Source organism: Agarivorans sp. B2Z047 (genome assembly GCF_023373605.1).
GTDB lineage: Bacteria > Pseudomonadota > Gammaproteobacteria > Enterobacterales > Celerinatantimonadaceae > Agarivorans > Agarivorans albus.
Genome location: NZ_CP088080.1, coordinates 1,401,574 through 1,417,794 on the forward strand (window position 1 = coordinate 1,401,574; position 16,221 = coordinate 1,417,794).

Genomic DNA, 16,221 nt, shown 5'->3' on the forward strand with positions numbered 1-16,221 from the left:
GTTTAGGTGCTTTTAATTTGACCTTGCTTTGCTGTAGCCTGATTGCGACTTTTTGAGAAAGCCTTAAAGGAATCATAGGCTTAATGCTAGCTAAAAGGGATTTTTTGCTAATGAGGGTCTTATTGTTGCTTGGGCTTTATTTGTTGCTAAATACTGCAATGGCTGAGTCAAGAGCGACTTGGCGAGTAGCCTATTCTACAAAGCAACATCTGCTGAGCCACGACATTATGAACTTGTTGGTTAAAGAAGCTCGGGTGGAAAGTGTTAATTACTACTTACCCTTTGCTAGGCGTTTGCGCAGTTTGCAGCTTGGCCAAGTGGACATAACCGCAGGCTTAATTAAAACTGAGCAGCGTGAACAAGATATCTACTTCTTAGAGCCCGCGTACTTAAGCACTGCTCGTCATTATTTCGTTATACGTAAAAGTGAACTACGAAGCTTAAACCAGTATTCAGATCTTTATCCCATGCGGGTAGGCATTAAGCTTGGGGCTAAGCATTTCGCGCGCTTCGATCAAGACCACAAACTATATAAAGTGAAGCTAAACAACCAAAGCGAATGCTTGAAAATGCTTGAACGAAAACGCGTTGATGTATGCTTAGCCGGCGAGACTGGCCGCCATAAAGCCTTGAACTCTTCCTTGTGGGCTGGAAAATTTAAGATTGCTAAGTTTGAAGTGCCTTACGATAGCAAGGTGTATATAGGTATCTCCCGTCAATCAAGCTTATATCAGCAGCGAGAAAAGCTAGAGCACTTGCTTAACTATCTTCATTACTCTGGAAAGCTGACTTCTACAATTGCTCACTACTATCACTCTCAACAGATCCCTGTTCCCGCAATGACCAACTGACGGCTTGCTATGTAAGCTGAGCTCGGGAAAATTGACTAGTTAGGCTAATTCTACTTATTTCGGTATTGAAGCTACTTGCAATAGGCTAGCTATTGGCGCACGGCTTCGCCTTGAGCTAACCAAAGCTATCTCCCCAGAAACAGGGAGCTAGATTAAATACTGGCTTACAGAGTTCTCGTCACTTCCTTATCCCGAGTTCAGGTTATGTAATAAGTGTATGAGCTGGCTCACAAAATCACTGCTTGTCTCTGTTTTTAAACAATAATTCCCGAGAAAATCATCAATAAGTAGTTTGGTATTACAAATGTTGGTATGGGAAGGCCAATGCAGGGATTAATCCAACAAAGATTGGAGTAAAACTAACCTGATTTATTTGTGTTATAAGATTACTTATTTTGCGGCTTAGGAGTACTAATAACAGGCTGCAGTTTGCTATCGAAAAGAGACAGTACGGTAAACAAAAAATAAGGAAATTGAACATGTTAAAGCGAGTACTATCGATACTCTGTGGGTGTGTATGCTCACTGGTAATTAGCCAAGCCGCTGTGGCCAAGGTCTTGGTGCTTAACCCTGATTTTGAGCAGGGCTGGTATGGCTGGAAGAAGTCTGGTTCAACCGCTATTTCAGGCCAAGGGCGCGATGATGAATCGTCTGCCAAAATAACCGGTGAAAGTGGCCGTTTTGAGCAAGAAGTAACGGTGCGACCCAATACCGAATATACCTTAGCTGTATTTTTGAAAGGCTCTGGAAAAATAGGGGTGACAGTAACAACCGAAGCCACCGAAGAACAAAAGCTCATTAACAAATTTCAAGAGTTCTCCATCCAAACCTATGCGGACGATGATTACCATGGTGATTGGGAAGTAATTGAAGTCGATTTTAACAGCGGTATTAGCGATAAGGTCACCATATTTGGTGCTTATCGAAAAGGTGGGCAAGGTCGCTTCGATCGTATTAGAGTAAAGCCTAAGCGTGATTAGTCTGACTATAGTATCGCGTAGCTAAAGTTACTTTCTCGCTTCTTGTTTCCGTTAACTAGCTTTTCAAATATCGATGTTACTGGTTAATAGGTCTCTCTGGACTCTTGTTTGTCCATATTAGTTCAATCTTAAAGAACTACAGCATGTATATTAGTGCTGTAGTTTTTTACTTTGGTAGTTCTTCTTAGATTTTGCTTGATCACAAATTCACCAACCTTTTATTGAGTTTTATATTATTAAATGTAGGGTGCTAAAAAACTATAAAGCTAAGGATGGGAAAGTGAGTATAAGGATTTGGTTTGGGCTAATTTTAAGCCTGTTTGTCGGTAGTGCAAATGCCGTTGTTGGTGGAGAGCAAGAGGCCGATAAAGATTGGCCAAGTGTGGTTTCGCTGCGATATTTTACTGGGCTTGGAAGCCTTGAAACTCACCAATGTGGCGGAGCTTATATCGGCCGGGGTTTGATTGTAAGTGCTGCACACTGTGTAGCTCTTGCTCCTGCAACACGTGCTTATGCTTGTATGGGAGGAAGTGGCACTGCAGGAAAGAATAATTGTTACCCTCTCGCTAAAAGCGTTATCCATCCTCAATATGTGGCTGGTAGCTATGATAAAGATATTGCTGTTTATCAAATGGCAAGTTATCCCGAAAACTATCCAGCGGTTCGATTGATTAGTGAAGCTGAAAATCTACAGTTACAAGCAGGAGAAAACTTAAAAATACTAGGCTTGGGTTCTACAGCCTATGAAAGTTATCAGCCCGCTTATCAGTTGCAAGGGGCGATATCCCCGATAGCAGATATCGATACCTGTAATAACCAAATTGCTGCGGATGTTCCGCATGCCATCGCAGATGAGGACTTTATCTGTTCTGGAAAGCGGACTAAAGGACCTGCCCCTGGCGATAGTGGAACGCCTGCATTTGTGTTTGTTGATGGTGAGGAGGTATATGCTGGTTTAGTGTCGCACGGCTATAACTATATGGGGTTATTCACCCGAATAGGCCGCTACTTGGATTGGATTAAGGCGACGCAACTGGAGTTGCTTGGTCCTCTTGATTTTGCAAAAGAAGAAATCTGGCATATCCAAGATCCATATCAAAGCCAGCCTTTAAGCATAAACCTGAAAAATAACAGTGATTCGACAATTGAGCTAAGCGATTTTGACGTGGGCTCTGAGCACTTCAGTATTGTTGATACAAATGAATGTAGCGTGCTAGAAGCAAGTGCGAGCTGTCAGTTGAAGCTGGATGTATTGCTTAACGAAGCTAGTCACGCAGCAGCAGAGCTAACGTTTAGCTTGGCTGATGAAGCCCTCACTATTGATCTCTTAGTATTACCGCAAATGCCTTCTGAATTGCTAGCTGTATACGATACTCCGTTTGATGTGTGGAATGTTAGTGGATTGCAGCAATGGAGCAGTTTGCTTGAAGAAGGAATTGCTTTCGAATCTGGTAATGAGCAAGTGCGCCAGTATTTAATAGGCGATATTGAAGGCCCTGGGCAGTTGGCTTTGGATGTTTTCCTTGGCAGCTATAGTGGCTCTGGTTCTTTATCCATAAGTGTTGATGAGCATTCTAAATATCAGTTAAGTGGAGATTGTAAGGCTGAACTAGCAGTCGATATACCCGAAGGGGTTCACTCGGTTAAAATTGCTTATCAAGCTGATGCAGCTACTACGACTCAGGCTAATACTAACTCCAGTGTGGGTGCAAAAATGAGCCCTAGCGAGAGGCATTTATATACTCAAATCATGAGGCTAGAGTTTGAAGAGGGAGCTAATGAATCTAGCTCTATAGATTGTGATTTCACCTCAAAATTGGCAGACGAGCTGGTGAACATCAGCCAACCAGCAGCGGAGTCTGGTGGAGGTAGTATTGGCTTTGCTGGTTTAGCTCTGCTGTCTCTTGCTTGGCTTCGTAGAAAGCAAGTAGCGTAATTTCGCACGTCGCTTAGCGGCGCTTTAAACTGCCATCGTTGCTCGGTGTTGGATTAGGGCGCCAAACATTACGTAAGCGTTGTAGGATGTGCTCGGGAATGTCTTTCGAGCACTCTAGGTTTATTTGACGACCTCGGCGCATCCCGTAGATTTTGCCTTTAATTGCTTGGGCGCTGCGCTGTACCAGCTTAATCTCTCGAATAAAATACTCTGGTACTTGCCCCTTGCTTACTTCTACTCGAATACCATCTACTTTAATTACAAATTGTGCACTGATCGCTTTTAACATCTTCACCTACTACTGCTAACTTACCCATCTAGTTAGATTTTTAATCATAAAATAATACGTACTCATTTGCTATTTAGCTTAACTGAACGCGCTAGATACTTTTGCAAAACCTGAAGTTTGCTTAGCGCATTAATCCAATACTTTCGTTCTGGCTAACTCGAGTTTGCAGCTTAGCTAAATTGCTTAGTAAAGGCTTAGTTACTACCTTTAAAGCTCTTGTTAAAAACTTAGGGTAATGAATATGGGTAATTTAACACGTGGTAAGTCATTTGTTTATTTAGCTTTACTTACAGCTGTACTCTTTGCTCCGCTGACTTGGGCGCAAACTAAAGCCCCTGAGGGCGCTAGCGTATATATCATTTCTCCTGCCAACGGCGCGATGGTGAGTAATCCAGTTACGGTGAGTTTTGGACTAAAGGGGATGGGGGTAGCGCCAGCAGGAATTGATAAAGCTAATACCGGGCATCATCATCTACTAATTGATGTGGCTGAACTTCCTGCGCTCGACATGCCCGTTCCTGCCGATGCTCAACATATACATTTTGGAGGCGGACAAACCGAAACCACTATTGAGTTAGCACCGGGTGAACATACCTTACAGCTGTTGTTAGGTGACATGACTCACATCCCTCATTCTCCGCCAATTCTATCTGAGAAAATAACCATTACCGTGAAATAAGCTTGTCACTGATTAGTTAATCAAGCACAGTGCTAGGGGCTGCTTATCTTTCGAGCTGATTTTTGCAGCCTCAAATGCTGCCCGAAGGGTTCGGCTAAAATCGTTTTATGCTTTGTTAAGCCGTATTTACCTAGAATGCTAGGCTACACACGCCTTGCCGCGCCTAAAACGATTTTATCTTTGCTGATGGTTTTTGCAGCAATTTATTAGCCATTTAGGCAAGGCAGTGAGTGTGCAGTTAAGTGGGCTTAATAATCACTCGCTAACGCTGAATAAATGGCTAAGAAATGCTGCCCGAAGGGTTCGGATAAGCAGACTTTACTCTTTGTTAAGCACTTCTTGCTTAGCCCACTAGGCTTCTAAGTGCTCGCCGCGATTAAAGCCCGCTTATCTCGAACAAAATTTCAACACCAAAGATCAACAGACCCTAAGGAGTAAGCATTAAAATTCTCAGTTTGAATCTACTTAATTACTTAGCTCCTCCCTATGCGGCGTATGAGTTCGACAATATTTTGGACTCGCAACAATGGCAGCAAAAGCAAGCTTGGTTAAGTCGAATAATTGCCTTAGCTGATGCCGATGTGATGGCTTTTCAGGAAGTATTTAGCGCAGAAGCGTTGGCTGAGCAATGTAAAAGCCTTGGCTACCCGCACTTTTTATCTACACCCAGTAGCCTCGACGAGTCTAGCTATGTTTACCGCAAACCGGGTTTAGCGCTGGCTAGCAAATATCCGCTGCGTAGTGGCAGCCTTTATAATCCTAATCACTTGAGCACTTTTAGTCGTGCTCCTTTAATTGCAAAAGTTAAGTTACCAGAAATAGGCTGGATTAAAGCTTATGTGGTCCATCTCAAATCTAAGCGGCCTATCTTAGATGAAGATCTAGTGGGTGAGCCTAGTGATATTGATGAATACATGGGCCGCTGGCAGTCCGATACCTTGCGAGCACAAGAAGTAAGTCTATTGATGCAGGATATTCTAAGTTGTCGTAAACATCAGCTTGAGGCTGTAATGATGCTGGGAGACTTTAATGATGACCTATCTCAAGGTGCGCTTAGCCATGTATTCGACTTGCCTTTAGTGCAGCATGATGAAATAGAACAGCACTGGCGAATGCATGACAGCTTTACTTTAAGCCAAACAGACCAGGCACGCGACGCAACGCATTACTGGGGCGGACAAGGCAGTGTATTAGATTACATTTTATTGTCTGGAGAGTTTTCTCCTGATTATCAACAGCAGTTGGCAGAGGTAGTGGCTTATCACTGTTTTGACCGCCATCTCACCCACGCAGATTACTCTGTAGACAGCCAAGCCAGTGACCACGCAGCGGTAATGATTGAACTGAGCGCAAGGGATTAATGTTCTAACCGTAAGGCTTAAACAGCTGTTGTAAGTTTACTTTGGCGTTTAGTCGGCTTGCCAGTAAATACATACCACCAATTTTTCTGTGTATTAACAACACGTCGATGGGGGCTGGGGGGATAGCTGCCAGTGGGCATGAGTTTGACCTCGCTTATGTCCATTAGGCTGTGATTATTGACCGGAGCGCAAGAGCTTAGTGCTCTAACCGGTAAGGCTCAAACAACTGCTGTAAGTTTACTTTGGCGTTTAGTCGGCTTGCCAGTAAATACATGCCACCAATTTTTCGGTGGATTAACAGCACGTCGATGGGCGCTGGGGGTTAGCTGCCAGTGGGCATGAGTTTGACCAAGCCTATATCTATTAGGCTGTGATTATTGACCGGAGCGTTAAGGCTTAGTGCTCTAGCCGGTAAGGCTCAAACAACTGCTGTAAGTTTACTTTGGCGTTTAGCCGGCTTGCCAGTAAATACATGCCTCCAATTTTTCGGTGGATTAACAGCACGTCGATAGGTGGTGTGTGCCAGTAGTCATGTTCATAACTAAGTGCCATGCCTGCTTCGCGTAGTTCTTTAGCTAGCGGTGAGTTTGCAAAGTTGTAGTCGCCAGCGTACTTAAGTGGTTGTATCACCATCTGCAGCATACTGTTTAGGGTGGCTATTTGGCGTTCAGTACTGTTTGAGTTAGCAAAACCGAGTTGCTCTAAGGCGCTTACATCTAGAGTAAATGGCTGTGCCAATGCGCTACTTAGAAGCTTGCGATAACCCTGGCTGATGTGTGGGGGAATTTGCCGAGTTGCGCCAAAGTCTAACAAAACAATTTTATTTGATTGTGTTGAATACAGGTAGTTGGCAAAGTTGGGATCGGTTTGCATTAGGCCAAACTCAAACAGCTCCATCATCAACAATTTGAATAAGTTATGCATGACTTGGTCACGTAATGCCTGAGGTTGCTGCTGTAGCTGATCAATTGCTTCTCCTTCATGATGGCTCATGATGAGAATATTACTGGTACTTAAGTGGCCAAATAGCTCTGGTAATTCAAATTCTGAATGCTTAGCGAGCTTAGCTTGATATTGGCGCAGATACTCTGCTTCTTGAAGGTAATCTGCTTCTTGGTGAAGCTGTAGTTTAGCGTCTTGAAGAATTTGCTGGTAATCAAACTGCTTGGGTAATATACCGCTGATATTGAGCAGGCTTACAACGTTGTCCACATCACTGTCGATGCTGCCTTTAACCCCAGGATATTGAATTTTAATCGCGACTCTTTGTTGTTCGGATAAGTAAGCGCTGTGTACTTGTCCAATAGAAGCCGCAGCTATTGGCTGTAAAGAAAACTGTTTAAATTGTTGCTGCCAGTTTTCTCCCCACTCATTGAGCAACACTTGGCTAAGCTGACCAATTGGCATTGGGTCGGCATCTGCGCGCAAACGCGCTAACAGCTCACTCACTTCTTTAGGAAGCATCTCTCCAGCATCCATCGACATAAGTTGGCCTACCTTCATGGCAGCACCACGAAGTTTTGCCAGCTGGTCGGCCACCCGTTTTACATTGTTGGGGGTAAGTAGTATTTCATTTAGTTTTGGGCGTTTGCCTGCTGCTAATTGGGCGGCGCCTTCTGCTAGCATGCCTCCTGCTACACGCGAGGCTAAAGACCCTAGTTTTCCTAAGCGGGCAATGCGCGAACTGGGCACTTTAGAGGCTTTATTGTTATCTGAGTGACTGATAATGCTTTATCCCTAATGGTAGGTTACTGCTTAAGTTTACGTCGAAAAGGTGTTTATGGATCTATATCTACTGTTTTGATTCCACGTTGTTATTTAGCTGCCTTTTCAATTTGCCAATGCACTCACGGTTAATTAAATTATTACTATTCAATGTCTTATGTTGATTTTTATAACTTGGCTCGCTGCTTGCTGTATCCAAATTAAATGGTGTTATTTGCAATTTGCAAGAGAGGCTTTATGAGAATCCTATTGATGTGTATATGCTGCTTACCCTTGGTAAGCCAAGCTGGAATTATTAGCAACGGCAGTTTTGAGCAAAATGATGTTCGTTATGGAGGCTGGAGCTTTTTTGCCAGCGAGGATGTAGTTGGTTGGCAGGGACACAATATCGAAATTTGGGATAACTTGTTCAATATTCAAGCAGCACATGGGCAACAGTTTATTGAGCTAAACGCACACTGTTCTGGCAAAGGCAAAAAGGCTTGCCAACCCGGCAATTACCATATTTACCAAGATTTTATAACCGAAGCTGGAGCGAAATATCGTTTTGGTTTGGACTATCGAGCACGCACTAACAAACCAGAGGCCTTTACTGTGAGCATTCAAGATAGCAGTGGCAGCGAGGTATTTGAGCAAGTTATTGATGATCATGACGCCAGCTCTTGGCGACACTTTTCTGGTGACTTTGTTGCAAGCGATTCCTTATCACGGATCCGTTTCGACTCTATGGTAAATGGTTCGTTGGGTAACCTTATCGATAATGTATATGTAGAAGTTATTCCGCTTAGTGGTTTTAGCGCTGCGGCTTTTTCAGTATCAGAGCCAGTGACAATTGTGCTGTTCATTTTTGCCTTGGCGCTGCTTATTGTCACCAGAAAACCTAAGCAATCCTAAACCGAGCATAGCTGTATTTAATCAGCAGCTAGTGCATCGACGATTGGTGGGAACAATAATGAAGGGGAGACTAATGTCTCCCCTTTTATTGATTAGCTAAATGGTTAAAGGATTAACGCTTTAGGTAGGCTTGCAGTAACTCACCAGCGGTTGCGGCATTTAACGGTTTGAAAATAAATCCTTGAATGCCTTGCTCTTGGCAGGCGTCAACCACATTGCTGTCGGTGACCGAAGAGAGCATTACGATGGGTGTTTGTTTATCCAGCTGGCGCATTTGGCCCAGTGCTTTGTCGCCATTTAAGCGATTCATTACCACATCCATAAACACAAATTCGGGTTTATGCTCGGTTAATGCGGCTACTGCGCTGTCGCCGTCATCTGCTTCAATAACGTTGTTATAACCAATGCCAGCAAGAATGCGTTTCATGGCTTTGCGGATCAATGGGCTGTCATCCACTGTCATAATTAGCGCATCTTTAGCTAAGGTTTCACCGGTGGTAGGTGGAGCAACAATACAAGCGTCAGAATTGAAAACCGCTTCTTCGTAGTCGTTTTGTTGATTAAGCTCGCGTACTAACAAGTTAAAGTAATAGCGGCCAACACCTTCTACATGCACCGGTACAGTAACAATTTGCTGTACGCCTTCTAAGTAACGGCTCATGTCAGCTAAATCAAGAGCAACATGGGGGCTGGCAAACTCGAAGCCCAAGTTGTGTTTTTGTAGAATATGGGTAGCCCGACCCACAATGGTATTGCCCCATTCTTCAAGGGCTGCAACTAGGTCGTCATCTAAGCTTTCGCTGCTACTTGCTTCTCCTACTAAGGATTGTTGCACTGCTTGACCAATTGCTACGGCGGTTTCTTGATAGTGGTGCATGAGCACCACGCCATCTAGCTGGCCTTGCATGTCAGAACAAACGGCATAACCTTTAAAGCGGAAGTCTTCAACATTATCGATAAATGGTTCATCGGCGCGGCCATCAAGGCCGGTCATTAGCTTAAGGCTCTGTAAAGATTCTTGGATGAAAGGATGAAGAATAATTTTATGAATGGTTTCTACTGTCATAATTTTCCTTTTTAATAGACTTAAGCTGAATTGGCTTACTCTTCCTAGAGTATTTGTCATATCTTTGATAGCGAGAAACCACTCTAGGCAAGAAGCTATAGCGATTCAAGCAGTCTGATCAAATGTGCGATCCCTGACCAATAATGGCGAGGATTGAGTTAATGGAATACAACACAGATTAAGGAATCCCCATGCCACACTGCGTAATAGAATGCCCAGCTGATTTAGCCCGCATAGTCAATTTTGATGTTTTGGTGGAAGCGGTACACGATGCGGCCGATGCTAGTGGCCTGTTTTCACCTGGTGATGTAAAAGCGCGCTTAGTGTTAGCCAACCACTATCGAGTAGGTGGTAAGCGAGCCCCTTATGTACATACCGAAGTGCAAATTCTAAGTGGCCGTAGCGAGCTACAAAAGAAAGCCTTAGCCACTGATATTGCCCGCGCTGTATGTGAATTATTGCCCAGTGTCGACATGATTTCAGTGGAAGTACGTGATATCGCCGTTCAAGCTTATGCTAATCGTGCGAGTTTAACGACCTTGAGTGAGGCGGTGTAAACAGCACAGTTTGGAACATCTATAAGCAAAGTTCTGGCCTTGCGCCAGGCTTTTGATTAGGCTGAATATTCGGCAATAACTGCCGAAATTTGTTATACCAATCTCACTAAGTAAGTGATCAGAAATAACGCAGAAAAAATACTTGAGAATAAGGCAGAATTTTTCGATAAGTGCTTATTCTACAATCAAAAATTCTAATGCAGTTATCAAGTATTTTAGCCAGATAGAATGAACAGTTACTTAGTAAGATTGGTATTACCCCTTTAAGTAGGAGCGAAATGCTAAAGCCTAAGCAGCAACATTCGAATCTTGGATTAGAAGTAGTGCAAGAACTTAGCGCTACTGCTAAGGCTAGCTTGCAGACAGGTATTCAGCGCTTTTCCGCTCAAGCTGCGTATTCCACGCAAGTTCAGCATGATTGTTTAGCGATAGAAGAGCCTTTGCAGCTTTCTTTGCAATGGTTTTGCCAACGCACCAACCAATATCAGCAGCGGCCACTTAGTCTTACCATGCGCACACCTGGTAACGACGTGGCCTTGGTTCTGGGCTTTTTGCAAAGCCAAAATATTATAGAGTCACTAAACGACATAGACGATATTCGCTTTGCTCAAGGAGCTGCGGCTGCGCAAGTTGAAGATTACAATCACCTAGAGATACAACTCAATCGGCAACGCCAATTTGACTGGGCGGCACTAGAGCGTAATTTTGCCAGCTATTCGAGTTGTGGTTTGTGTGGCGCGAGCTCTGTTAAGGCCTTGGCTTTAAACCAGCAGCCTGAATTAAACATGCAAGAAGAGTGGCTAGCCGCATCGCTTATTTATCAGTTGCCTAGCTTGCTGCAAGAACATCAACCCTTGTTTAAGCAAAGTGGTGCGGTGCATGGTGTAGGTGTTTGGGCTGATGGCAAGTTCCTTAGTGTTGCCGAAGATATCGGTAGGCACAATGCATTAGATAAAGCGTTAGGCCAATTGCTGTTGGAGTCTCAACAGGCGGCTTGCAGCGTTTTGGTATTAAGCGGTCGAGTGAGTTTTGAGTTAATGCAAAAAGCGCTGATTGCCAATATACCGGTAGTGGTGGCGGTTGGAGCTCCTTCTAGCTTGGCATTATCGGTAGCAAAACAATTTAATATCACCTTAATTGGCTTTACTAAAGACAGCCAATTTAATGTTTATCACGCTCCATGGCGAATAAGTAAAGAGGGTGGGTCCCAGCATGAGTCATAAACCTTATCAAGGTGCTGCGGGAGGTTGGGCTGCCTTAGCTAGCACCGCGAAGCATCTCGTAAAAAGCGAAAACGTCGCTAAAAATCTCAAGAATTTGCTCAATACCAATCAAGACCACGGCTTTGACTGCCCCGGTTGTGCATGGGGCGAGAAGGGACACAAAGCCACTTTTCGCTTTTGTGAAAATGGCGCAAAAGCAGTTAATTGGGAAGCGTCTTCCAAGCGGGTTGACGCTAGTTTTTTCGCCCAACACTCAGTGCAGTGGCTAGCCAAGCAAAGTGACTACTTTTTGGAGTACCAAGGGCGCCTAGCCGAGCCAGTGGTTTTTGCGCCGGGCAGTGACCATTATCAAGCCATCTCTTGGGATGATGCCTTTACGTTGATAGCCGAGCACCTACATCAGTTAGTCAGCCCCGACCAAGCCGAATTCTATACCTCTGGGCGAGCTAGCAACGAAGCGGCATTTTTATATCAGTTGTTTGTACGCCGTTATGGCACCAACAATTTTCCTGATTGTTCCAATATGTGCCACGAAGCCAGTGGTCATGCGCTTACTGCCAGTATTGGCATAGGTAAGGGAACGGTTACCATTGAAGACTTTGAGCTGGCCGATGCGATCTTTTTGTTTGGGCAAAACCCCGGAACTAACCATCCTAGAATGCTCGAAACCTTGGCTCACGCCACGCAACGTGGTGCAAAAGTGCTGGCCTTTAATAATCTTAAAGAGCGCGGCTTAGAGCGTTTTGCCAATCCTCAAAAGCCGGTAGAAATGCTGGGTGGAGCTGCCAGCCCAACAACGAGTCACTATTTTACGCCAAAACTTGGCGGCGATATGGCGGCGGTTCGTGGCATTGTAAAAATACTGTTAGAGCGTCATCAACAAGCTTTACGCCATGGTGATAGCGTGTTTAACCAAGCGTTTATTGAACAGCATTCGCAGGGAATTGAAGCATACTTAATTGAGGTTGAACAAAGCTCTTGGCAGCATATTGAACAGCAATCAGGGCTTAGCCAAGCGCAGCTAGAAAGTGTTGCTGATATTTATCAGCAGTCGGAGCGAGTCATTATCGCTTGGGCCATGGGAATTACCCAGCATAAACACTCGGTGGCAACGATAAACGAAATCACCAACTTGCAGTTATTGTTTGGCCAAATAGGTAAAGAGGGGGCCGGTGTTTGTCCGGTGCGTGGCCATTCAAATGTGCAAGGTGACCGGACCATGGGCATTAACGAAAAGCCCAACGCAGCATTTCTGAAAAGTATTGAAGATGTGTTTGGCTTTGCCCCACCAAGCAAACCTGGTCACAACGTTGTGCAGGCCATCGAAGCAATGTTAAAGGGCCAGAGCAAAGTGTTTATTGGCTTAGGTGGTAATTTGGTGGCTGCAGCGCCAGATACCGGCCTAAGCGAGCAAGCGTTAGCAAACTGTGAGCTTACCGTGAGCATTGCCACCAAGCTTAATCGTACTCATGTAACACCGGGGAAATACTCACTTATTTTGCCTTGCCTTGGCCGCACCGATGTCGACATGCAAGCTGCGGGGCCACAGAAAGTAACTGTTGAAGACTCATTCTCTATGGTGCATGCCTCTGCCGGTTTGGTGGATGAAAGTGCCGATGATATGCGCTCTGAGCCGGCGATTATTGCCGGCATTGCTAACGCCGTATTAGGCGCTTCGCCTATCGACTGGTTAGCTTGTGTGCAAGACTATGACAAGATTCGAGACTATATCGAGCAGACCATTCCAGGTTTTGAGCACTTTAATCAACGAATACAGCAGCCAGGTGGTTTTTACCTAGGCAACAGTGCGCGTCGTAGAGAGTGGAATACCGCGACCGCCAAAGCCCAGTTTATTAGTCATCCTCTGCCAGATGATGTTTTACCCGCCGAAGTGCGTGCATTAAGTGAAGACCAAGTATTGGTGTTGCAAACCTTGCGGTCGCATGACCAATACAACACCACCATTTATGGTTTAGAAGATCGTTATCGTGGCATTTATAACGAACGTAAAGTACTACTGATTAACCCTAAAGACATTCAAGCTTTAGGTTTTACAGAAGGCGCATTGGTGGATATAGAAACGCTCTGGCCTGATACAGTAGAGCGTAAGGTGAGTGGCTTTAAGTTGATTGCCTATGATATTCCTCAGGGCAATGCCGCGGCTTATTTTCCCGAGGCAAACCCTTTGGTGCCGCTAGCTAGCAAAGGGGATTTTAGTGATACGCCAACCTCTAAATCGGTCGCCATTGTGCTAAGTGCATCTAATCAATCTTCAATTGATACTAGGTCTGCTTAAGACTCTGCCAATAATTTAGGAGTTTGCTCAGCGCTAATTAGTTGTTCAACTTGGTCAATAGGCAAGGGTTTAGCAAAGTAGTAGCCTTGCAGATAATCCACTCCAAGGCTTCGCAGGATATTCATTTGGCTTTGGGTTTCTATGCCTTCAGCCACTACCGAGTAGTTCAGGGCTCTGGCCATGTGCATCACTGCAGTAATAATCGCATAGCCATTGGTATCAATACGCTCCACAAAAGAGCGGTCGATTTTAACAACATTTACCGCTAAATCTTGCATGATGGAAAGCGAAGAGTAACCAGTACCAAAATCGTCAATCGATACTTTTACTCCTTTGTCTTGCAGCGCTTTAATTTGCTCGGCCAATAAACCAATGTCGCTGGTAAATACCGATTCGGTCATTTCGATGTGCAGCAACTCCGGTGCTAACTGACTGCTTTGCAGTGCGGCTTCCACAATGTCTACAAAGTCATCATCTTCTAATTGAGCCACCGATACATTTACGCAAATGGCGATGGGGTGTCGCTGTGCCCAACTGCTGGCGGTTTGGCAAGCTTGCTCTAATACCCATTGGCCAATTTTTCGGATCAAACCATATTGCTCGGCAATGCTGATGAACTCATCGGGCGGGATCATCTCATCATTCAAGCGCCAGCGCAGCAGCGCCTCAAAGGAGACTATTTGGCAATCATTAGCGTCAATGATCGGTTGGTAAACCAAATGCAGCTGATCTTTTTCTACTGCTTGGCTTAAACCATCTTTTAACAGTAATTCGCGGTGAATTTGTTTTTCTAGTTGGTCAGAAAAAACGCCAACCGTAGAGGGTAACCGTTTTTTCTGAGCGTACATTGCGGTATCGGCAAGACGAATTAGGCTGTGCTCATTTTGTGAATGCTGCGGATAAAGCGCGATGCCCACCGTAGCACCAACTGACAAACGATTATTGGCAAAGGTATAAGCTGCAGATAGGGTTTGAATAATCTCTTCTGAGCGGCTTATCGCGAGTGATTCATCGCAATCTTCTATAGCAAGTAAAAACTCATCACCACCCCAGCGGCACAGCAGTTGATGATTATGACAAAGGTGTTTTAGGCGCTGCGCGGTATTATTCAATACCTGGTCGCCAGTATCATGGCCAATAGCATCGTTAATCTTTTTAAAGCCATCTAAGTCGATAAACAAAACCGCTAACGACTGTTGCTGTTGTTTGGCTTCTAGTAAGCGAAGCTTTAAGTGCTGCAAAAAGGCAGTACGATTAAACAAACCGGTGAGGGGGTCTAGGTTCGACAGCTCATAAATGGTGTGGGTACGCCTCTCTACCTTTTCTTCCATATGATGAACCAATACTGCGTTTTGGTTTTTTAGTAACACCGCTTGGGCGGTAAACTCGGCATTTTTTTTAGCAATCACCACCATCACAATGCCAAATAACACGCCCAGAATACCCAGCATTTGGCGCTCGTAGATACCAGAGAACATTAAGCCTACAGAGGGTGGAGCTAGCAAAATAAAGGCATAAGCCATGGCGGTATATTTGTGTCCAGCCAGCACTGTGGCAGAGCCGCCGGCCATGGCCGAAATAATAATAATATGAGTGCTTAAATCGATATCACCACTTAGTGGATTAGAAATAACTTTGAGAATGTAAACCGACCACATTATAGCGGTAATGTTTGCGCCTAATATGAAACGCCGAATGGCTTTTCTACCGTTAAAAGCCTTATGCTGTTCGCGGTGTTTCCATACTCGCCAATCCAGCAATCGGATAAGTAATAAACTTGTCATTACTACCCACCAGGCGTGTTTAAACTGCTGAGTGCCACTAATATTGAAGGCAAAAACTAAAAAGCTGGAAGCAATGATCGAGATTACAATGCCAGAAAATGCGTTGTCGTATAACAGGTTGGCTCTATCTCTTTCGTTGCTCTGTTCTAATTCATTATTATTGATAAGAATTTCTCTGCTTAAACCTCGTTGAGTGCACTGGCTCGATTGATCGGTATCATTGCTTTGGGTGAGCGTTAACAGCTTACGCTTTTGCTTAGTATTGCAGCAAAATCAGAAGAGTTAGTTGCTTGCAATAAAAGCATAGCTAAGGATCTCTAGGATCTACTAGTTCACAAGTGAATTATGTTTGCGAAACATAGAGCTAGCTTACGTTTTAAAGGTTTTATGCTATTTCTAGCGCTAAAAAGTGCCGCTAGCTTAGCCGAAACGCACGGTTTATTTGTCTGCAAAATCCCAAATTATTATCACATTTAATAAAAGCTTATAGTTCATAGCTAATAGCCTAATTTTAGATGCTGAAGAGACCTTAAAAAGGAACCTAGTAAGCAGCCTAAGTTCCTTCTTATTTGCTATTACT

General features: G+C 44.3%; 13 protein-coding genes. 9 read left to right on the plus strand and 4 right to left on the minus strand.

Annotated elements, in window-relative coordinates:
• Positions 1 to 110 precede the first annotated feature (110 nt).
• The 3 genes from LQZ07_RS06445 to LQZ07_RS06455 all read left to right on the plus strand — a co-directional run bounded on the left by LQZ07_RS06445 (position 111) and on the right by LQZ07_RS06455 (position 3,767).
• Positions 111 to 851: an ABC transporter substrate-binding protein gene (locus LQZ07_RS06445; protein WP_194164065.1), complete on the plus strand. Its 741-nt coding sequence runs from the start codon at positions 111 to 113 to the stop codon at positions 849 to 851.
• Between the two features lie 479 nt (positions 852 to 1,330).
• Entirely contained in the window at positions 1,331 to 1,831 is a 501-nt protein-coding gene (locus LQZ07_RS06450) for a carbohydrate binding domain-containing protein (protein ID WP_152780184.1), read from the plus strand.
• 280 nt (positions 1,832 to 2,111) lie between these two features.
• Entirely contained in the window at positions 2,112 to 3,767 is a 1,656-nt protein-coding gene (locus LQZ07_RS06455; RefSeq protein ID WP_152780182.1) for a trypsin-like serine protease, read from the plus strand.
• A gap of 13 nt (positions 3,768 to 3,780) precedes the next feature.
• Here LQZ07_RS06455 and LQZ07_RS06460 read toward each other — a convergent pair whose 3' ends face one another.
• Positions 3,781 to 4,056 carry a DUF3634 family protein gene (locus LQZ07_RS06460; RefSeq protein WP_152780180.1) on the minus strand — a complete coding sequence of 92 codons (276 nt, stop codon included), beginning with the start codon at positions 4,054 to 4,056 and terminating at the stop codon, positions 3,781 to 3,783.
• 241 nt (positions 4,057 to 4,297) lie between these two features.
• On the opposite strand from LQZ07_RS06460, the gene LQZ07_RS06465 reads away from it, so the two are divergent.
• Positions 4,298 to 4,735, plus strand: a complete 438-nt coding sequence (locus tag LQZ07_RS06465; RefSeq protein ID WP_152780179.1) for a DUF4399 domain-containing protein — start codon at positions 4,298 to 4,300, stop codon at positions 4,733 to 4,735.
• Positions 4,736 to 5,190: 455 nt separating this feature from the next.
• On the plus strand, positions 5,191 to 6,096 hold the full coding sequence (locus tag LQZ07_RS06470) for an endonuclease/exonuclease/phosphatase family protein (protein ID WP_152780177.1): 906 nt from the start codon (positions 5,191 to 5,193) through the stop codon (positions 6,094 to 6,096).
• Positions 6,097 to 6,492: 396 nt separating this feature from the next.
• Here LQZ07_RS06470 and LQZ07_RS06475 read toward each other — a convergent pair whose 3' ends face one another.
• Positions 6,493 to 7,788, minus strand: a complete 1,296-nt coding sequence (locus LQZ07_RS06475) for an ABC1 kinase family protein (protein ID WP_368666386.1) — start codon at positions 7,786 to 7,788, stop codon at positions 6,493 to 6,495.
• 270 nt (positions 7,789 to 8,058) lie between these two features.
• Here LQZ07_RS06475 and LQZ07_RS06480 point away from each other — a divergent pair, with 270 nt between their 5' ends.
• Positions 8,059 to 8,715 carry a PEP-CTERM sorting domain-containing protein gene (locus LQZ07_RS06480; RefSeq protein WP_152780175.1) on the plus strand — a complete coding sequence of 219 codons (657 nt, stop codon included), beginning with the start codon at positions 8,059 to 8,061 and terminating at the stop codon, positions 8,713 to 8,715.
• Between the two features lie 112 nt (positions 8,716 to 8,827).
• Here the strand turns inward: LQZ07_RS06480 and LQZ07_RS06485 are convergent, their stop codons facing one another.
• The gene (locus LQZ07_RS06485) at positions 8,828 to 9,781 is read right to left on the minus strand and encodes a response regulator (RefSeq protein WP_152780173.1); all 954 of its coding nucleotides are present in this window, start codon (positions 9,779 to 9,781) and stop codon (positions 8,828 to 8,830) included.
• 191 nt (positions 9,782 to 9,972) lie between these two features.
• Between LQZ07_RS06485 and LQZ07_RS06490 the strand changes: the two genes are divergently transcribed.
• The 3 genes from LQZ07_RS06490 (at position 9,973) to LQZ07_RS06500 (ending at position 13,857) form a co-directional block, all read left to right on the plus strand.
• Complete coding sequence (locus LQZ07_RS06490) at positions 9,973 to 10,338, plus strand: 5-carboxymethyl-2-hydroxymuconate Delta-isomerase (protein ID WP_016400425.1); 366 nt, start codon at positions 9,973 to 9,975, stop codon at positions 10,336 to 10,338.
• 278 nt (positions 10,339 to 10,616) lie between these two features.
• The gene (locus tag LQZ07_RS06495; protein WP_152780171.1) at positions 10,617 to 11,561 is read left to right on the plus strand and encodes a formate dehydrogenase accessory sulfurtransferase FdhD; all 945 of its coding nucleotides are present in this window, start codon (positions 10,617 to 10,619) and stop codon (positions 11,559 to 11,561) included.
• Positions 11,551 to 13,857, plus strand: a complete 2,307-nt coding sequence (locus LQZ07_RS06500; protein WP_152780169.1) for an FdhF/YdeP family oxidoreductase — start codon at positions 11,551 to 11,553, stop codon at positions 13,855 to 13,857. The genes LQZ07_RS06495 and LQZ07_RS06500 overlap by 11 nt, the downstream gene beginning before the upstream one ends.
• Here the strand turns inward: LQZ07_RS06500 and LQZ07_RS06505 are convergent.
• On the minus strand, positions 13,854 to 15,641 hold the full coding sequence (locus LQZ07_RS06505; RefSeq protein WP_152780167.1) for a bifunctional diguanylate cyclase/phosphodiesterase: 1,788 nt from the start codon (positions 15,639 to 15,641) through the stop codon (positions 13,854 to 13,856). The two genes, LQZ07_RS06500 and LQZ07_RS06505, sit on opposite strands and share 4 nt — an antisense overlap.
• Between the last annotated feature and the right edge of the window lie 580 nt (positions 15,642 to 16,221).